Annotated in this window: 16 protein-coding genes; 6 read left to right on the top strand and 10 right to left on the bottom strand. The window is 76.9% G+C overall.

The window, feature by feature from the left end:
• Positions 1-35: 35 nt before the first annotated feature.
• Positions 36-227, top strand: a complete 192-nt coding sequence (locus ACGBYP_RS13120) for a cold-shock protein (protein WP_110554421.1) — start codon at positions 36-38, stop codon at positions 225-227.
• Between the two features lie 37 nt (positions 228-264).
• Here the strand turns inward: ACGBYP_RS13120 and ACGBYP_RS13115 are convergent, their stop codons facing one another.
• From ACGBYP_RS13115 to ACGBYP_RS13100, 4 genes are read right to left on the bottom strand one after another with little or no spacing between them, the layout of a single operon-like run.
• Entirely contained in the window at positions 265-2,157 is a 1,893-nt protein-coding gene (locus tag ACGBYP_RS13115; RefSeq protein WP_411584721.1) for a hypothetical protein, read from the bottom strand.
• Positions 2,158-2,207: 50 nt separating this feature from the next.
• Positions 2,208-3,170, bottom strand: coding sequence for an NAD-dependent epimerase/dehydratase family protein (locus ACGBYP_RS13110; protein WP_411584719.1), 963 nt, complete (start codon positions 3,168-3,170; stop codon positions 2,208-2,210).
• A complete protein-coding gene (locus tag ACGBYP_RS13105) occupies positions 3,167-5,758 on the bottom strand; it encodes an alpha/beta fold hydrolase (protein ID WP_411584717.1) in 2,592 nt (863 codons plus the stop codon). Before ACGBYP_RS13105 ends, ACGBYP_RS13110 begins: the two co-directional genes overlap by 4 nt.
• Positions 5,755-6,780, bottom strand: a complete 1,026-nt coding sequence (locus tag ACGBYP_RS13100; protein WP_411584715.1) for a 3-oxoacyl-ACP synthase III — start codon at positions 6,778-6,780, stop codon at positions 5,755-5,757. Before ACGBYP_RS13100 ends, ACGBYP_RS13105 begins: the two co-directional genes overlap by 4 nt.
• A 193-nt stretch (positions 6,781-6,973) precedes the next feature.
• On the opposite strand from ACGBYP_RS13100, the gene ACGBYP_RS13095 reads away from it, so the two are divergent.
• Positions 6,974-8,089, top strand: coding sequence for an NAD(+)/NADH kinase (locus ACGBYP_RS13095; protein ID WP_411584713.1), 1,116 nt, complete (start codon positions 6,974-6,976; stop codon positions 8,087-8,089).
• Between the two features lie 10 nt (positions 8,090-8,099).
• On the opposite strand, the gene ACGBYP_RS13090 is transcribed toward ACGBYP_RS13095, so the two are convergent.
• The 3 genes from ACGBYP_RS13090 to ACGBYP_RS13080 all read right to left on the bottom strand — a co-directional run bounded on the left by ACGBYP_RS13090 (position 8,100) and on the right by ACGBYP_RS13080 (position 11,571).
• Complete coding sequence (locus ACGBYP_RS13090; RefSeq protein WP_411584711.1) at positions 8,100-9,545, bottom strand: cytochrome P450; 1,446 nt, start codon at positions 9,543-9,545, stop codon at positions 8,100-8,102.
• Between the two features lie 80 nt (positions 9,546-9,625).
• On the bottom strand, positions 9,626-10,378 hold the full coding sequence (locus ACGBYP_RS13085) for an SDR family oxidoreductase (protein WP_411584709.1): 753 nt from the start codon (positions 10,376-10,378) through the stop codon (positions 9,626-9,628).
• Positions 10,375-11,571, bottom strand: a complete 1,197-nt coding sequence (locus ACGBYP_RS13080; RefSeq protein WP_411584707.1) for a PucR family transcriptional regulator — start codon at positions 11,569-11,571, stop codon at positions 10,375-10,377. Before ACGBYP_RS13080 ends, ACGBYP_RS13085 begins: the two co-directional genes overlap by 4 nt.
• A 108-nt stretch (positions 11,572-11,679) precedes the next feature.
• Between ACGBYP_RS13080 and ACGBYP_RS13075 the strand changes: the two genes are divergently transcribed.
• A complete protein-coding gene (locus ACGBYP_RS13075; protein ID WP_411584705.1) occupies positions 11,680-12,780 on the top strand; it encodes a ferredoxin reductase in 1,101 nt (366 codons plus the stop codon).
• 41 nt (positions 12,781-12,821) lie between these two features.
• Positions 12,822-14,012: a fatty acid desaturase family protein gene (locus ACGBYP_RS13070; protein WP_411584703.1), complete on the top strand. Its 1,191-nt coding sequence runs from the start codon at positions 12,822-12,824 to the stop codon at positions 14,010-14,012.
• 100 nt (positions 14,013-14,112) lie between these two features.
• On the opposite strand, the gene ACGBYP_RS13065 is transcribed toward ACGBYP_RS13070, so the two are convergent.
• The gene (locus ACGBYP_RS13065) at positions 14,113-14,646 is read right to left on the bottom strand and encodes a flavodoxin family protein (RefSeq protein WP_411584701.1); all 534 of its coding nucleotides are present in this window, start codon (positions 14,644-14,646) and stop codon (positions 14,113-14,115) included.
• A gap of 395 nt (positions 14,647-15,041) precedes the next feature.
• Here ACGBYP_RS13065 and ACGBYP_RS13060 point away from each other — a divergent pair, with 395 nt between their 5' ends.
• A complete protein-coding gene (locus tag ACGBYP_RS13060; RefSeq protein ID WP_411584699.1) occupies positions 15,042-15,569 on the top strand; it encodes a potassium channel family protein in 528 nt (175 codons plus the stop codon).
• A gap of 45 nt (positions 15,570-15,614) precedes the next feature.
• On the opposite strand, the gene ACGBYP_RS13055 is transcribed toward ACGBYP_RS13060, so the two are convergent.
• Both ACGBYP_RS13055 and ACGBYP_RS13050 read right to left on the bottom strand, forming a co-directional pair.
• A complete protein-coding gene (locus tag ACGBYP_RS13055; protein ID WP_411584698.1) occupies positions 15,615-15,863 on the bottom strand; it encodes a lipopolysaccharide assembly protein LapA domain-containing protein in 249 nt (82 codons plus the stop codon).
• A gap of 11 nt (positions 15,864-15,874) precedes the next feature.
• Positions 15,875-16,426, bottom strand: coding sequence for a DUF308 domain-containing protein (locus ACGBYP_RS13050; protein ID WP_411584697.1), 552 nt, complete (start codon positions 16,424-16,426; stop codon positions 15,875-15,877).
• A gap of 282 nt (positions 16,427-16,708) precedes the next feature.
• On the opposite strand from ACGBYP_RS13050, the gene ACGBYP_RS13045 reads away from it, so the two are divergent.
• A complete protein-coding gene (locus ACGBYP_RS13045) occupies positions 16,709-18,535 on the top strand; it encodes a LuxR C-terminal-related transcriptional regulator (protein ID WP_411584695.1) in 1,827 nt (608 codons plus the stop codon).
• Positions 18,536-18,595 lie beyond the last annotated feature (60 nt).

Below are 18,595 nucleotides of genomic sequence, written 5' to 3'. Positions count from 1 at the left end.
GCTCCGGCGGTGGCGGTACCGGTGGGCAGGGCACCGTGCGGTTCTTCAACGCCGAGAAGGGCTTCGGGTTCATCGAGCCCGACGACGGCGGCGACGACGTGTTCGTGCACTTCTCCGCGATCGCCGACCGGGGCGGCTACCGCAGCCTCGACGAGGGCCAGCGGGTCGAGTACTCCGCCAGTCAGGGCGACCGCGGCATGCAGGCGGACTCGGTCGACCCGCTCTGACCCCACCTGACCGGCCGGCCCCGCGTGGGCCGGCCGGTCAGCCCTGCACGCCGCTGCCGTAGTCGCCGAACGGCTCGCTGGGCACCGGCGCGACGGGGGTCTCCCGCAGCGGCCGCCCCGTGCCGTCGAGCGTGCGCACGGCCGCGACCCCGTCCGGCATCGGCACGACCGCGCCGCCGCCGGTCAGCGCGAGCGGGCCCAGCGCCTGCCCCTGCGCGTCCAGCAGCTCGGCCGCCGCGGCCCCGGCCGGCGCGGTGACGACCAGCCACCGGCCGTCCTCACCGGAGCTCAGCCCGGGCAGCGCGACGTCGCAGGTGCGCACCACCGTGAGCGTGCTGACGTCGGTGGCGCCCGGCGGGGTCGACGTCCCGCAGGGCAGCACCGTCCCGGGCCGGCCGGCCACCGTGCCGACCACGAGCGCCCCGCCGGGGCTGTGCGCGACCACGACGGCCACGCTGCCGCCACGCCGGTCCAGCGGCAGCCGACCGGTCCACAGCAGCTCCGGCTCCAGCTCGGCGGGCTCGACCCCCAGCGGGGCGGCCAGCTGGCTGAGCGCCGTACCCACCACCGCCGCGTCGGGCGCCTGGTCGGTCGGCCGCAGCGGCGCCGGCTGCGGTGCGTCCGCCGGGCGCGGCGCCCGCCACCCCGGCCACTCGACCCCGGCACGATGTACGACCCGGCCCTCGCGCTGCACCCGGACGCTGAGCCCCGACCCGGCCTGGGTCGTCCGGGCCGGCAGGACGGCGGTGCCGTCGGGCGCCCCGACCGGCAGGTAGTCGCGGCCGACGGTGCCGCGCGGCCCGACCATCAGCCGGTCGGACACCTCGACCGTGTCACCGCGACCGGCGACCACGACGAGCGTGGTGGCGCCCGGCTCGCCCAGCAGCAGCGTCGCCGGCCGGGTGCGGCCCAGCGAGCGCGCGAACCGGGGCACCAGCTCCGTGGCCGCCGCGCCGACCGGGCCGGTGAGCCAGGTGCCGCGGAAGTCGCCCTCGGTCTCGCCGACCACCAGCACCACCCGGCCCTGCGGGGTGTCGTCGGCGAACACGACCTCCCGGTCGGCCACCGGCGGGGGCTCCTGACCGCCCCAGCCCACCTGCCGGACGGCGTCGAGGAACCCCGCGTCGCCGGCGAGCGAGCCGCGGGCCGGGCCGAGCAGGACCGGGATCGCCGGGTTGCCGCCCAGCGGCGCGGCCGGGGCCGGGCGGCCGGGCAGGGTCGGTGCCGGGGTGGTCGACGCCGGGGTGGCCGGGGTCGGGGTGGGCTCGGGCCGGATGACGGTGGTCCCGGCCCCGACCACGCACAAGGCGGTCAGCGCCGCGGCGCCGGCGAGCTGCCACCGGGTGCGCTGCCGCCGGTGCCGCACGTCCGCGACGGCCTGCCCGGCGTCCAGCCGCCAGGCGCCGGGGGCGCCGGCCAGCCGACTGAGTTCGTCGTGCAACCGCCGCGCGGGGTCGTCGGCGCCGGGCCGTGGGCGGGCATAGAGGTCGGGCGCCAGGGCCGGCCGCAGCTGCCCGGCGCCACGGGCGGCCTCCTGCGCCGCGACGTCCGGCGGGCAGCCAAGCAGCGGGGCGAGCTCGGCGGGGGTCAGGCCGTCGAGGGCGGTGAGCACGGTCGCCGCCCGGGTGCGCGGGGGCAGGTCGTGCAGCGCCCGGGCCAGCGGTCCCGGGCCCGCGGCGGCGGGGGAGGACGGGTCGGGCAGCGACTCGATGACCTGCTCGCCGCGGACCCGCCGGCGGGTGCCGCCGGCGACGAGGGCCGCGCGGGCGGTGGCCAGCGGGTCGGTGCTGCGCGCCCAGCGCGCGCGGGTGCGGACCAGCGCGCGCTGCACGAGCGCCTCGGCGCCCGCCCGGTCGCCGGTCAGCAGCAGGGCGGTGCGCAGCAGCTCCGGACGCCGGGCGGCGACGAACTCCTCGAACGACGTGTCCACCGTGGCCTCCTCCCGCCCCTGCCGCGTTCGCCCCCGGTGCCCCGGACGGTTCAGTGGTACGCGGCGGCGAGCCGGGCGAACCCCTCGTCCAGCGGGACCTCGGGGGTCCAGCGCAGGGCCTCGCGGGTGCGGCGCTGGTCGAACCAGTGCGCGGTCGCCAGCTGTTCGGCGAGGAACCGGGTCAGCGGCGGGGTCGCACGCGCACCCGTCAGCGACCAGACGCCCTCGACCACGGCGCCGACGGCCCAGGCCACCCCGAACGGCACCCGGGCGCGCGGCCCGGGGACGCCGGCGGCGCGGCACAGCCGGGCGATGACCTCCCCGACCGGCCGCGGCTCGCCGTTGGAGACGACCAGCGCCTCGCCGTGCACCGGGCCGCACGCGTCGACCGCGGCCACCAGGGCGCCGGCGGCGTTGTCGACGTAGGTGGTGTCGATCAACGCGGCCCCGGAGCCGATCAGCGGCAGCCGCCCGGTGCGGGCCCGCTCGACGATGCGGCCGACGAGCTGTGTGTCGCCGGGCCCCCAGACCAGGTGCGGGCGCACCACCAGCACGGCCAGCGCGCGGGAGTCGGCGGCCAGCGCCGCGAGCTCGGCGACCGCCTTGGACCGCGCGTAGTGCCCGCGGGCCCGCGCCGGGTCGGCGGGCTCGGCGCCCACCCCGACCAGCGCGGAGCCGCCGTGCGCCACCGAGGGTGAGGAGACGTGCACCAGCCGGGCCACCCCCGCGCCGGCGCAGGCGGCCAGCACCGTGCGGGTGCCGGTGACGTTGGCCCGCTCGTACTCGGCCCACGGCCCGGTGACGTCCACCTTCGCGGCCAGGTGCACGACGGCGTCCTGCCCGGCCACGGCCCGCGCGACGACCGCCGGGTCGGCGACGTCGCCGAGCACCTGCGCGCAGGCCAGGTCGGCCGGCCGGCGCTGGAGCACGGTGACGTCGTCGCCGCGGTCCAGCAGCCGCTGCGCCGTGGCCCGGCCCAGCATGCCGCTGGCGCCGGTGACGAGCACCCTCACGACCGGCGCCGGGATCCGCCCGCGCCGGCGAGCACGGCGCCGGCCGCGCGGGCGACCGCGGTGCGGTCGACCTTGGACTGGTGCCGGATGTCGACCGGCAGCCGGCCGGTGGTCAGCACCGCCGCGACCTCGGTGCCGGCCGCGGCCCGCACGGCCCCGGCCAGCTCGGCGTCGGCCGGCACGAGCCGGGAGGCGGCGCCGGGCAGCCGGGAGGACCCGGCACCGTCCGGGACGACGACCACGACGACGACCTGCGCGCCGGCCGGCCCGACCCCGGCGACCGCGGCCGCCGCGACGCCGGGCAGCTGCTCGACCCGCTGCTCGACGCCGACCGGGGTGACCACACCGGCGGCGGTGGTGACCACGTGCGGCAGCCGGCCCTCGATCCACAGCCGGCCCTGCGCGTCGAGGTGCCCGACGTCGCCGGTGCGGTGCCAGCCCGGGTTGCGGGAGGAGACCCGCTCGGTGGCCCACAGGGCGTCGTAGCGGTCCTTGACGTGCGCGGCGCGGACGCACACCTCGCCGGTCAGCCCGGGGGTGTCGGTGAGGTCGCCCTCGGCCCGGCCGGTGGGCGTGAGCGCGCTGACCCGCACCTCGACCCCGGCCAGCGGGCGGCCCACGCAGACGCCGTCGCCGGACCCGGCGGCCTCGATCTCGGCGGCCGAGACGTCGGTGACCGGCAGCGCCTCGGTCATCCCGTAGGGCGTGCGCGCCTCGGCGGCCGGCAGCACGGTGCGCAGCTGCTGCAGCAGCGACAGCGGGACCGGCGCCCCGGCCGACATCAGCAGCCGCACCCCGCCCAGCGCCGTCCGCTGGGCGTCGGTGAGCTCGCCGGCGGTGGCCACGACCCGGCGCAGGGCGGCCGGAGAGGCGAACACCACGGTGCCGCCGACGGCGGCGGTGGCGTCGGCGAGCTCGGCCGCGGTGAGCGAGCCGGGCGCGGTGACGTCGATGTCGGGCACCGCGGAGCCGATGCCCAGCGCCGGGCCGAGGATCGCGAACGGTGCGAACGCGGCGACCAGCCGGTCGGTGGGGGTGAGGCCGTAGGTCGACCGGACCAGGTCGAGCTGGGCCACGGCCTGGCGCTGCGTGTAGACCACGCCCTTGGCCGGGCCGGTCGCCCCGGAGGTGAACAGCACGGCACAGTCGGCGTCGGGTGCGGCGACGGCGGGCGCGGCCGCGGTGGCGCCGCGCTGCTCCAGCTCGGCCAGCGAGGTGGTGGCGCCCAGGGCGCGGGCGGCGGCCGGGGACAGGTCGCCGGCGGCGATCCGCGTGCCGGGAAGCCCCATGACCCGGGCGGCGGCCAGCCCCTGGGAGCTGCCGATCACCGCGCCGACGCCGGCGCCGCGCAGCGCCCGGCGCATGCCGCGCAGGCCCAGCCCCTTGTCGGCCACCACGATCACCGCACCGGCCCGCCAGACGGCGTACACGGCGGCGGTGAGGTCGGCCGAGGGCTCGACCAGCATGCCGAACCGGGTGCCCGGACCCACCCCGGCGGCGACCAGGCCGGCGGCGAGGTCCTCGACCCGGCGGGACAGCTGCGCCCAGGTGACGGTGCCCCCGCCGACCTCGACGACGGCGGGGGAGTCGTCGCCGGCCCGGTCGGTCAGCGCCGACCAGGGGCGCCGGTCGGGGGTCTCCGCGACCGGGCGCGGCGGCGCGGCCGGCCGGCCGTCGGCCAGGTCGGCGACCCACTGGGCGACCGCCCGGGCGTACTGCGGGGCGTCCTCCTGGACCAGGTGCGAGGCGCCCTCGTAGCGGTGCAGCTGCGCGTGCGGCAGCCGCCCCCGCAGGTCGGCCAGGTAGCGCTCGCCGAACACCGGGTCGCGCGGACCCCACAGCAGCAACGCCGGGACGTCGAGGCCGCGGATGCCCTCGGCGATCGCCTCCTGGGCGGCACGGGAGGGGTGGCCGGGGGCGAAGGGGATGTCGGCGACGAAGTCACCGACCGAGCGGCGGCGCTCGGCGGAGCCGTAGGGGGCGGCGAAGGCGTCGCGCACGGCGGCGGGCAGCGGCGGCCGGGACAGCGCGGTGGTCGCGCGCACGAACAGCGGGGTGCCCACGGTGGCGGCGGGGCGCACACCCGGGGCGTGGGCCAGCCGGATCAGCGCCGGGCCCAGGTCGCCGGGCGGCATCGCCACGGCGGTGTTGGTCAGGACGACGCCGCGCAGCTGGTCGCGGTGCGCCAGCGCCCAGCCCAGCGAGATGACGCCGCCCCAGTCGTGGCCCACGGTGATGACCGGGCCGGTGACGCCGAGGGCGGCGGTGAGGTCGCCGAGGTCGTCGACCCGCTGGGCCAGCGGGCGCAGCTCGGCCAGCCGCTCGGAGAAGCCCATGCCGAGCTGGTCGGGGGCGATCACCCGCCAGCCGGGGGGAGCCGCGGCGACCAGCCGGCGCCAGAGGTAGGACCAGGTGGGGTTGCCGTGGACGCACAGCAGCGTGCCGACCGGGTCGGTCACGCCGTTGTCGAGCACGTGCCAGTCGTGCTCGGCGCCGGTGGCGTCGGCCACCGTGACGTGCCGGGACCACGCCGGGTCGAGCCCGGGCAGACCCGCGGGGAGGTCGGGCACGGAGGTCGCGGCGGTCACCAGGCGATCTCGAGGCAGGAGGCGTTCAGGCCCGAGCCGATGCCCATCAGCAGCACCCGGTCGCCGTCGACCAGGGAGTCCTGCTGGCCGGCCAGCGTGAAGGGCACCGCCGCCGGGCCGAGGTTGCCGCGGGTGGGGAAGGTCAGCGGCACCTTGGTCTCGTCGATGCCGAACTTCGCGACCATCGTGGCGGTGTGCACCTTGGAGACCTGATGGATGACGTAGCGGTCCATGCCGCGCTGCCAGTCGAACTCGGCGGCCGCCTCGTCCCACATGTCCAGCGAGAGGGCGATGCCGGCGTCCAGGAGGCCCTTGAGGTCGGTGCGCATCTCGTCGTTGTCGCCGATGCACAGCTCGTGGTGCTCGGTGCCGGCCCGGCTGACCGAACCGACCAGGCGGTGGCCCTCGGGGTGCTGGTCGCTGCGGCCCAGGACCATCGCGGCCGCGCCCGAGCCCAGGGTGAGGGTGGCGAACTGGGCGATGACGTCGCGGGAGGTGACGCCGTCGGCCTTCAGCCGCTCGATGGTGCGCTCCTGGACGATCCGGGAGTCCTCGCCGTTGACGATCAGGGCGTGGTCGACCATGCCGGAGTCGATCATCGCCGCGGCGAGCTCCATGCCGTTGACGAAGCCCAGGCAGGCGTTGGTGACGTCGAAGTTCTGCGCCGAGCGGGGCAGGCCGAGGGCCGAGTGCACGGCCACCGCGGTCGAGGGCTCGAGGTACTTGCGGCTCACCGAGGTGTTGATCATGAGCCCGATCGAGGCCGGGTCGACACCGCTCTCGCTGATCGCCTTGGCGCCGGCCATGGCCGCGCCGTCGACGAAGGTCTCTCCGTCGGCCCACCAGCGGCGCTCGCGGATGCCGGCCAGCCGCTCGAGCATCCCCGGCCGCAGGCCCACCCGTCGGTAGGTCTCGGCCAGCTGCTCGTCGAGGGCGTCGGAGGTGATCACCTGGGAGGCATCCGCCGTCTGGACGGCCAGGATGCTGGTGTTGCGGAAACGGTGCGTGGCATTGCCACTCATGGGCGGGTCCAGTCGTCGAGGGGTTCCGACTCTGCCACGTGCGTTCGTCCACGTGCGGCCCCCTGTTCGCACTCGGCACTACCCGGGGCGGTCACCGGTATGCCGTGAGCCGTTCACCCGCGGCGGGCATCACATCGGGTGGCGGCCGCCACCGGGGGTGGGCGGAGCGTGGGGGTGGGGGGAGGATGCCCGGGTGACAGCCCCCGAGGACGGCGCGCAGGGCCCGGCACGTGACCGCACCGGCGCAGCCGCGCCCCGGGAGATCGCGCGGATCGGGCTGGTGGTGCACGAGGGCAAGCCCGCGGCCCGCGCGGCCGCGCAGCGGGTCCGCGACTGGTCGGCGGCCCGGGGCGTGCCCTGCGCCGACATCGACGTGTGGAGCGAGTCCGACGCCCGCCGTCCCGCGCACGAGGAGGCGGCGCTCGCCGGCAACCCCGACCTGGTGGTCACCGTGGGCGGGGACGGCACCTTCCTGCGCGGCGCGCGGGTGGCGGCCGCGGCGGGGGCGCTGGTGCTCGGCGTCGACGTCGGCCGGGTGGGCTTCCTCACCGAGGTCGAGGTCGACCGGCTGGAGGAGGCGCTGCAGGCCGTCCTGGACGGCGAGGTGGTCCTCGACGCCCGGATGATGCTCACCCTGCGCGCCTCCCGGCCGCTGGTGCTGCCGCGCGGCATGGACGCGCTGCTGAAGTTCGGCCGCGGCCCGGCGCTGCCCTCGCCGTCGGTGCGGCCGGGCACCGCCGAGGAGGTCGGCTGGGGCGTGCCGCTGGACGTGCTGGCGCTCAACGACGTGGTGTTCGAGAAGCTCGCCCGCGACCGCCAGGCCAGCCTCGCCCTCTACGTCGACGGGCGGCTGTTCGCCTCCTACTCCGCCGACGCGCTGGTGGTCTCCACCGCGACCGGGTCGACGGCCTACAGCTTCGCCGCCGGCGGCCCGGTGCTCTCGCCGGACCTGGAGGCGCTGGTCTTCACGCCGGTCGCCCCGCACATGGTCTTCAACCGCAGCCTCGTGCTCTCCGCGCAGCACCGGATCGGGGTGCTGGTGCTGGGCCGGTCCGGGCAGGTGGCGGTCAGCGTCGACGGGCAGCTGCGCGGCGTGCTCGACCCTGGCGACTGGGTCAGCGTCTACGGCGCGACCCAGCGCTCGGAGCTGGTGCGGCTGGACCAGCCGCACTTCCTCGACCGGGTGCGCAGCCGCTTCGGCCTGTCCGACGCCCGCGCCGCGGTCGCCGACGGGGAGGCGCCGATGGTCTACGACCCGCTGGAGCCGCTGCCGCCGGACCTGGCGCACCCCGGCCCGACGGCGGGCTGAGCGCAGCCGGTCAGACGGTGACCGGCAGGTGGTCGAGGCCGTAGACGAAGGACAGCTCGCGGAACCGCAGCTCCGACTGCGGCACGGCCACCGCGAGGTCGGGGAAGCGGCGCAGCAGCGCGGGCAGCAGGATGCGCAGCTCCATCCGGGCGAGCTCGGCGCCGATGCAGCGGTGCGCGCCGTGCCCGAAGGCCAGGTGCCCGCTGGTGGGCACCCGCGTGGGGTCGAACGCCTCGGGGGCGGCGCCGGCCGACCGGGGGTCGCGGTTGGCGCCGCTGAGCGAGGCGAGCACCACGTCGCCGGCCTTCAGCGGGGTGCCCGCCAGGTCCAGGTCGTGCCGGGCGAAGCGGGGGAAGGCCATCTGCACGACCGAGAGGTACCGCAGCAGCTCCTCCACGACCCGGTCGACGTCCCTGCGGGTGCCGGTGCGCACCAGCTCGGCGTGCGCGGGGTCGCGCAGCAGCACCAGGGTGCTCAGCGAGATCATCCCGGCGGTGGTCTCGTAGCCGCCGGTGAAGACGCCGTCGGCCAGGCCCGCGAGGTCGACGTCGGAGATTAGCTCGCCCTCGTCGCGGATGATCTGGCCGATCAGCCCCGGGCCGGGCTCCTTGCGCTGGCGGGCCACGGCGTCGAAGAGGAACTCCCGCTGCGCCGACACCGCGCCGAACGCCGCGGCGGCGCCGGAGGTGATGTCGAAGCGCTGCACGCCGAGCCGGGCGAAGGCGTCCCGGTCGGACAGCTCCAGGCCCAGCAGCGCGCAGATCGTCTGGAAGGGCACCGGGAACGACAGCACCTTCGCGAGGTCGACCGGAGAGCCGTCGGCGCCGGCGGCAGCCAGCTCGTCGAGCCGGCTCTCCACGATCGCCTCGATCATCGGCTCGAGCCGGGCCAGCCGGCGCATCGTGAACTCCGGCGTCACGATCTTGCGCAGCCGGGTGTGCAGCGGGGCGTCGGTGAAGCCCAGGCCGCCGATGTCGGCGCCGGACGTGGTCCCGCCGGTGCCGGGCAGCAGGTGGCGGATGTCGTTGCTGTAGTCGTCCCGGTTGGCCAGCACCGAGCGCACCAGCTCGGTGTCGGTGACCAGGTACACGGCGAAGTCGAACGGCAGCTCGACCCGGTGCACCGGGTCGGTCGCGCGCAGCTGCGCCAGCGCCGGGACCGGGTCCAGGCCGGTGCGCTGCAGCGGCACCTTCGCCGGCTCCGGGATGAAGGTCAGGCTGGCCAGGTCGATGCCCTTGCGGGAGATCCGGCGCGCCAGCAGCCGACCGCCCCAGGCCTGGGCCCGGGCACGCACCGCGCGGGCGGCCCGCCGTCCGGCCACCCGGGTGCGACCGGTGGGGAGGGCGCAGCGGGACGGGGCGCCGGTGCGGGGTTCGGTGTCCGTGACCTCTCCTGGGGTGAGCGGGACGATGTCGTCTTCGTACTCCAGGACGGCGTCGGTGATCAAGGATGGCACGCGCCCGGCGCCCCACCCGCCCCTGCGGTCGCCCGGCCCCCAGCGTGTCCGGGGGACGCCGGACCTCGGCGGGCCGCCGGTCAGCGCCGGGCCGCCGCCAGCCGGGCCAGGTGCTCGTCGACGGTCCCGGTGCCGCTGACGAACGGCGGGGCGGGCACCAGCGCGCCGGAGGTGAACGCGGCGCCGACCGGCCCGGGCAGCCGCAGCGACACGACCAGCCGGCGCCGTCCGGTCGCGCGCAGCAGGCGCCGCACCAGGCCGGCCATGTCCAGCTCCTCGGGACCGGTCATCGGCTCGGCGACCCCGCGGGGCGCGCCGTGCACCAGCTCGACCAGGTGTGCGGCCACCTCCCGGGCGGCCACCGGGCGGCTGCGCATCCGGGGGACGACGACGAACGGCGCGGGGGAGCGGTCGACGAGCTGGTCGGCGAACTCGTGGAACTGGGTGGCGCGCAGCAGCGTCCAGGGCACCGGACCGGCGGCCAGCAGCTCCTCCTGGCGGCGCTTGCCCAGGTAGTAGCCGAAGTCGACGGTGTCCGCGCCGACGATCGACAGGGCCACCAGGTGACCGACCCCGGCCCGGTCGGCCGCGGCGAGCAGGTGCTGCGTGGCGGCGGCGAAGAAGGCCACCGACCGGCGGCGGCTGGTCGTCGCCACGTTGCTGACGTCGATGACCGCGTCGGCTCCGGCGAGCGCGTCGTCGAGCCCGGCCCCGCTGGTCAGGTGGACGCCGCGGGAGCGGGCCAGCACGACCGGGGCGTCGCCGCGGCGTTCCAGCTCGGCCACCACGAGCCGCCCCAGCAGGCCGGTGCCGCCGGCCACCGCGACCCTCACGACGTGCTCCCCTCGGTGGGCGCGGGCACCGGGGCGCCCAGGGCGAGGGTCAGCTCCAGCACCGTCTGCGGGTCCTCGAGCCGGTCGCCGTAGAGCTCGCGCAGCTGGCCGAGCCGGTACCGCACGGTCTGCGGGTGCACGAACAGGTCGGCGGCCACCTGCTCGCGGCGGCCGTGGTGCAGCAGCCAGGAGCGCAGCGTGACGGTGAGCTTTTCCCGGACGGCGGGGCTCAGCCCGTCGAGCGGGGCGAGGACGGCGGCCCGCAGGTCGGCCAGCGCGCTGTCGTCGGCGCGCAGCACCAGGTCGGTGAGCCGGCTCTCGGTGTCCAGGGCCGCCCTGCCCTCGGCGGCCAGGCCCAGCCGCAGCGCGGTGAGGGCGCGCGCGTAGGACGCCGACACCGCCGTCCACTCCCGGGCCGGGCCGACGACGGCGGAGGACCCCTCCAGCGCGCGCAGCAGCGTGGCGCGGGCGCCGCAGCCGGCGTCGGGGACCAGCAGCACGGCCAGCTCGGCGGCGGGGTCGAGGCCGGGCGGGTCGTCGGTGACCTGCAGCGTGCGGTCGTCGAGCAGGGCCAGCGCGCCCCGGGCCCGGGCCTCGGGCAGCAGTACGGCGGTGAGCGTGCGCGGCGGTGGCCAGCCGGCCCGCTCGGCGGCCGGGACGAGGTCGTGCGGCGGCCGCCCGGCCAGCAGCAGCGCGCCGAGCCGCTCGAGGTGGTGCCGGCGGACCCGGCCGGTGGTCTCCAGCTCGTCGGTGTGCCCGGCGACGCTGGAGGCCGAGAGCTGGTCGATGTAGGCGAAGACCAGCTCGGCGAAGCGCGCCAGCGACCCGACGCTCATGCCCGCGGCGACGGCCGTGTCGCTCATGTGCCGCCAGGCCACCCGGGCCCCCACCCGGTAGGCGGCCAGCAGCGCGTCGACCGCCCGGCCGCTGCGGGCCTCGCCGCGGCCCAGGGCGTAGGCGCCCTCGAGCGCGGGGCCGATCGGGCGGCTGGGGTCGGCGCCGCCGGTGGCGGTGGCCAGCTCCAGGAACCCGCCGAGCGCGAGCTGGACGGCGCGGGTGATCGCCCGGCCCATCTCCCCGGCGAAGGCGTCGGTGTAGCTGGGCACCTCGACCACGATGCTGGCCACGGTCCGCTCGGCGACGGCAGGCAGCTCGGCGCGCATCGCGGCGACCACCGGCCCCGGGAAGGTCACGGGCTCGCTCGTCGTCCCCACCTCCTTTGTTCCTGGGGAACAGAACCTACCGGTCGATTCACGCCTGGAGGGGGAGTGTTCACTTCCGGAACCGGGAAGACTCAGGTCATGACCGCCACCGTCCCTCGTCCGGGCCGCCCTGCCCTCCGGGCGCTGCGCGACCGGGTGCTCAAGGCCGCCGAGCTGGTCACCACGCCGCTGCTCCCGGTCGACTACCTGGACCTGATCGACCCGCTGCGTTCCGGCGCCGCGCTGCGCGGGCGGATCGAGGAGGTCCGGCACGAGACCCGTGACGCCGCGACCGTCGTGGTCCAGCCCGGCCGCGACTGGCTGCCGCACACCCCCGGCCAGTACGTGCGCATCGGCATCGACGTCGAGGGCGTGCGCCTGTGGCGCGCCTACTCGATCACCTCGGTGCTGGGCCGGCCCGACGGCCGCTTCACCATCACGGTCAAGGCGATCCCCGGCGGCAAGGTGAGCAACCACCTGGTGCACCGCGTGCAGCCGGGCACCGTCGTGCAGCTGGACCAGGCCACCGGTGACTTCGTGCTCCCCGAGCAGCGCCCGGCCAAGGCGCTGTTCGTCACCGCGGGGTCCGGCATCACGCCCGTCATGGGGATCCTGCGCAACCACGTGCACGAGCACGAGGACGTCGTCCTGGTGCACTCCGCGCCGACTCCTGCCGACGTGATCTTCGGCCGGGAGCTGCGCGAGCTGGCCCGCACGGGCGCGATCCGGCTCATCGAGCGGCACACCGCGACCGACGGGCTGCTCGACACCGCCGTGCTCGCCGGCATGGTGCCCGACCTGGCCGAGCGGTCGACCTGGGCGTGCGGGCCGATCGGCCTGCTGGAGTCGCTCGAGCAGTACTGGGCCGACGCCGGCATCGCCGACCAGCTCTACACCGAGCGGTTCCGCCCGCGGGTGCTCGTCACCGGCGACGCCGGCGGCACGGTGACCTTCACCAGGAGCGACCGCACCCTCGAGGTCGACGGCGCCACCCCGATCCTGGACGCCGCCGAGGACGCCGGGCTGCTCATGCCCAGCGGCTGCCGGATGGGCATCTGCTACGGCTGCGTGCTCCCGCTGCGCGAGGGCGCCGTCCGTGACCTGCGCAACGGCGAGGTCACCACCGCGGCACCGGGCGACGGCGTCCTCGTCCAGACCTGCATCAGCGCCGCCGCCGGCGCCTGCGACATCGACCACTGACCCGTCCCGCACCACCCGCCGCCCCACTGGAGGAGCTGCACATGACCGTCCTGCAGAAGAAGTCCGACAACCCGATCGCCCACCTGAGCCCCGAGGACATCGAGGCCATCGGCTTCGAGCTCGACGCCATCCGGCAGGGCGTGATGGACAGCCGTGGCGAGTCCGACGCGGCCTACATCCGCAAGGTCATCGACGTGCAGCGCAAGCTCGAGCTGGGCAGCCGCGCCGTCCTGCTGTTCTCCAAGTTCCCGCCGGCCTGGGTGCTGGGCACCGTGGGCCTGTCGGTCGCCAAGATCCTGGAGAACATGGAGATCGGGCACAACATCCTGCACGGCCAGTGGGACTGGATGCGGGACCCGAAGATCCACTCCACGACCTGGGAGTGGGACATGGCCAGCCCGGCCGAGCAGTGGAAGCACTCGCACAACGAGCTGCACCACACGTACACGAACGTGATCGGCAAGGACAACGACCTCGGCTACGGCATCATGCGCGTGGACGAGGACCAGCGGTGGGTGCCGCTGTACCTGCTGCAGCCGGTGTGGAACTTCGTCAACGCCTGCTTCTTCGAGTACGGCATCGCCGCCTACGACCTGGAGCTGGGCAAGAACCTGGCCACCAAGGAGCGGCGCGCCAACCCGGCCTTCCGGGCGGCGGGCAAGCAGGTGCTGAAGAAGATCCGCAAGCAGATGACCAAGGACTACGTCGTCCACCCGCTGATGTCGGGCCCGTCGTTCCTGCCGACCCTGGCCGCGAACTTCACCGCCAACGTGGTGCGCAACCTGTGGTCGCACTCGGTGATCATGTGCGGGCACTTCCCCGAGGGCGTCGAGACGTTCGAGAAGAAGTCGATCGACGGGGAGACCCGCGGTGAGTGGTACCTGCGCCAGATGCTCGGCTCGGCCAACATCTCCGGCAGCAAGGCCATGCACGTCATGACCGGCAACCTGTCGCACCAGGTCGAGCACCACCTGTTCCCCGACCTGCCCAGCAACCGGTACGCCGAGATCGCCCCGAAGATCGAGGACCTGTTCCGCCGGTACGGCCTGCGGTACCACTCCGCGTCGCTGCCGCGTCAGGTCGGCTCGGCCTGGCACAAGGTCATCCGGCTCTCGCTGCCCAACGGCTGGCTGGCCCAGACCAACCGGTCCAACGCGCCGGCCCAGGTCGTCAAGCTCTACAAGATGACGACGGGCGGGGCGAAGGTGCGCCGCGCGCTCCAGGCCGCCTGACCTCTCCTCCTGCACGACCGCGACCCCGCCGGGCACCCGCCCGGCGGGGTCGCGGTGCGTCCGGCCCCGACGGCGGGGGACGGGCGCAACGGGTGGCGGCTCAGGAGGCCGCGGTCGTGTGCACCCGTTCGGCGAGTTCACGTCCCCACCGACGGGCGCGGTCCTGCTCGCCCGCGACCAGCGGACCCCGGGTGTCGGCGACGGCGAAGTGCTCGGCCGGTGCAGCGACCCGCGTGCCCAGCTTGCCGAGGAGCTTCTCCGTGGCCCGCGCGGCGTGGTCCATCCGGGTCAGCGCCGGATGGCCGGCGACGCGGGTGTCGAAGGCAGCGGCCGGCAGCCCGCGCGTCGGGGCGTGGACGGCCGCGAGCCACTCGCGGAGGCCACGCGAGGTGTCGGCCACGTCGGCCCCGTGCTGGGTCACCGCGCTCTGCCGGGTGGCCGGGCGCGGCATGCTGAAGGCGTGGTTCGGGCCGCCGACGACCAGCAGCCCGACGTCGGCCGGGATCTCCGCCGGGGCCTCGGCGGCCGCGACGACGTCGGTCGGCACCGTCGCCGACAGGCCGTCGGCGATCGCCTGGGCGACCGCCCGGGCGTTGCCGAACATGGACTCGTAGACCACCAGGGCGCGGGTCACGTGCGCTCACCACCTCTGCACTCGGAGCAACGTCCTCTCGACCGTAGGAACGCGCCCGTCCGCCCACCATGGCCCAACGACCCGCGTCGCAGGGTCCTGCTGCTTGCCCGGCCCGACCGCTCCCGGTCGGACGCCGGTACTGGCCGGCGGATCCGACGGGCGGGCCGACTCGGGGCGGAGGTCCCTGCCCGGCGTGCCGCCCGACCCCGTCCCGGATCGCCGCACCGCCACCAGGCTGGGCGGGCCGGACCGCTGTCGCAGGAGGGACGTCGTGGACGACCGACCACCGCTGCCCTCGACCGTCGCCGGCGCCCGGCAGGCCGCCGGGCGCACACCGGCCGCCACCGGTCGGCCGAGCCGGCGCGTGCTGCCGGACCGCGGGGCCGGGCGACCTGATGGGTGAGGACCCGCCGCCCCACCGCAGGGCGCGCCGGCGCCGGATGTCCGGCGCGGTCGTCCTGCTCGTCGCCGCCTTCTACGTGGTGCCGGTCGCCGAACCGGTCGCCGAGCCGGGGACCCTGCTGCGGGCCGGGGGCACGGCCGTCCTGCTCGGGGCGGGGGTGTGGTTCATCGCCCGCGAGGTGGTGCGGGAGGCGCGCGTGGCGGGCGGCGGCGCGCCCGCCGAGCGGGTCCAGGTCGACCGCCTGGTGCTGGCGCTGGTGCTCGGGGTGCTGGTGTTCGCCCTGGCCGACTTCGTGGTGGCCACCAGCGGCGACGGGCAGTTCGTCGGCCTGCAGACCCGCACCGACGCGCTCTACTTCTCGCTGGCCACCCTGTGCACCGTCGGGTTCGGCGACGTCCACGCCGCGGGGCAGTTAGCCCGTGCGCTGGTCAGCCTGCAGATGGTGTTCGACGTCGCGGTGCTCGCCTCGGCCATCCAGGTCATCGGTCGCGGTCTGCGCGGGGACGGCGGGTCGCGGTAGCCGGCCCGCCGGGTGCCGCCGGGGTCGGCGGCGGCCCCGGCGGGTTCACGGCCGGCGGGACCCCCGGGAGCCCGCGGCGTGCCGCCGGGTCAGCAGGGAGCCGATGAGCGCACCCAGCGCCCCGGCGAGGGCGAGCGCCACCCAGAGGGGCAGGGTGACCGAGCCGACCAGGAACGCGACCTCGACCCGGTCACGGTTGACCGCGATCCAGAGCACCAGGAGGACGGCGACCACGGTGGCCAGGACCGTGCGCCCGCGGACGCGGGTGGCGGGCCGGCCCCTGCCGGTGTCCACCGCCGGCCGGCTCACGGTGCGCCCACCGGCTCGCGCATGCGGCCCAGCTGGAGCCGACCCGACAGCAGGATCGCCACGCCGTCGACCAGGGTCTGCACGCCGATGATCACCCCGAGCAGGGTCTCGGACGCGTCGACGAGGTCGAGGAGCACCAGCAGACCCAGGCCCGCGGAGACGACGCCGGCGAGCAGCATCGCAGCCCGGTGGTCCGGCGCCTGGGCCGCGGCGACCAGCCTGATCACGCCGTCGGCGAGGAAGAGCGCGCCCGCGACGAGGGTGAGCGTCACCGCCGTCGCGCCGGTGTTCCGCAGCACGACGACGCCCAGCACGGTGAGCAGTCCACCGGTGAGCACGGCCGACCACGAGCCGTCGTCGCGCAGCCGGACCAGGGCCGCGCCCAGGGCGCACACGCCGGCGACGACCAGCACCCAGCCCACGAACACCACGGAGACGGTGGTCGCCAGGGCAGCGTGCCCGAGCACCCCGAGTCCGAGCAGCACGAGCACGGCGCCGGCGAGCAGGTCACCCACGGTCCGCCGTCTCTCCAGGGTCAGCTCGCTCATGGTCGGTCCCTCCCGGCCGGGGCGGTCCCGGCCTGCGGCGCCGATCGTCGGCCGGCCGGCCGGAGCCTCACCCGCACCGGGTGAGCCCGACCGCGGGTGTCCTCACCGGGTGGGCCGCCTGGTCCCAGCCGGTGGGGCCGGGGCGATGGTCCCGGCCGGCAGGGACCGAGGAGACCGTGTGCTCGACCGCGCCGGCGGCGATCCTGGGGAGGTGCCGGCCGCAGCCGCGCACGGGCACGGGGGGCACCGTCGTACGTCTCGGGACGAGCCGGGGGCCTGGTGATGGAGGAGCCTGCTGGTCCTGCCGAGTGCCTGGCCGCGGACGTGCGCGCCGCGCTGGCGGCAGGGGACGGCGCAGGAGCGGCTGCCCGCGTGGTCGGCAGCCTGGGCATCGGCCTGCTCCTCGTGGACCAGGGGTGGACGCCGCTGGCTGCCGCCGCGGCCGCGATCCCGCAGGCCGAGCCCGGTGGGATGGCTGCCGTCGTCCGGGCCGCCCTGGCCCTGCGCACGTTCGAGCTCGCCCACGCCCGGGAGCACCTCGCCGTCGCCGAGCGGCTGGCGCCGGCGGTGTCATCGGCGGACGAGGCGTCGATGCGCGCGTCGACGGCGCTGCTGCGCACGGTGCTGGCGCGCGCCGCCGGTGATGCGGCGGCGGCAGCGGCCGCCCTGGCCGACGGCGAGCGCCACCTGGCCCGGATCCCGGAGCTGGCGGCGCGCCGCCCCGAGGTGGGCGCCCTGCTGCTGTCCAGCGCGGGCACCGCTGCGCTGTGGGCGGGTGACCACGCGGCGGCGGAGGAGACCCTGGTGCGCGCGCTGGCCGCCTCGACGGCCCCGGGGTGCGCGTACCCGCGGCTCAACGTGATGGGCCGGCTGGCCGAGGTCGAACTGCTGCGCGGCCGCCTGGAGCAGGCGGCGCGGCAAGCTGCGGAGGAGGTCGCCTTCGCGGAGGCCGCCGGCTTCCCCGTGGCACGGCGTACCGGGACCGGGCACCTGGTCCTCGCCCAGGTGGCGCTGGAGCAGGGTGACGACGCCTGTGCCCGGCGGCACCTGGACGACGCCGCGCGCACGGCGGGCGCCCGGCACGACCCCCTCGTCGCGACCCTGGTCCCGCTGACGCTCGCGCGGGCGCTGGCCGACGCCGGCGACCGCGCGGGCGCGGAGGCCGCGCTCGCGCGCGTGCCGGCCGCCCTGGGCGGCCACCCCCTTCCGGAGTGGCTGGCCGCTGCGGTCGGCCTCGGCGTCGTCGACGTCCAGCTCGGTGTCGGGGACCCCGACGGGGCGGCGCAGGCACTCGCCGGGCTGACCACGCGCGGCGCCCCGTGGGCCGTCGGCCGGGCCCGGCTGGCCCTGGCCGGGTCCGACCCGGTGCAGGCCGTCAGCGTGCTGGGGACGGCCCTCGACGAGCGGCCGGACGACGGCCTGCGCGTCGAGGCGTGGGTGCTGATGGCGCGGGCGCGCCTCGCGCTGGGCGAACCGGCGGCGGCGCGTGCGGCCCTGGGGCGGGCCCTGGTGCTGGCGCGCGCCGAGCGGCGGCGCCGTCCCTTCCGGCCCACCGGTCCGGCGGGAGCGGACCTGCTGGCCGCCTTCCCCGGTCTGCTCGCGGCGCACCCGTGGCTCGGCGTGCCGGCGGTGCTGCCGGTCGCGCCGCGGGACGGGGGCCCCCGCCCGGACCGCCTCGTCGAGCCGCTCACCGAGCGCGAGCGCATGGTGCTCGCCAGGATGGCCGGCGCCATGTCGGTCGCGGACATCGCGGCCGACCTGCACCTGTCGGTCAACACCGTGAAGACCCACCAGCGGGGCATCTACCGCAAGCTGTCGGTGTGCCGGCGCAACGACGCGGTCCGCGCAGCGCGCGGGCTGGGCCTCGTCCGACCGCTGGAGCCCGAGGTCCTCGGGGCGCCGGCCTGCTCGGCGCAGCTGCTCGCCGAGCAGCTGCGCCGGCTCGAGCAGCGGCTGGCGCTCGCCGCCGGCGGCGGGCCGGCGGCCGAGGCGGAGGCGCGGCTGGCGCTCGCCGCAGCCTGCCGGACCTACGCGGCCACGGTCGCCGGCGCCGGCCACGGTGACGAGCGGGCACGGCCGGCCGCCGGAGAGCTCACCCGCTCCGGATGATCCCGGGCGGCCGCCGGGAGGCCGAAGCTCGGTCACCGACCGTTGCGTCTGCCCGCCGAG

It is taken from the genome of Modestobacter sp. SSW1-42 (assembly GCF_046635825.1).
Lineage (GTDB): Bacteria > Actinomycetota > Actinomycetes > Mycobacteriales > Geodermatophilaceae > Modestobacter.
Note: the sequence above shows the minus strand (reverse complement) of the source record. Positions and strands in the feature narration are given on the sequence as shown.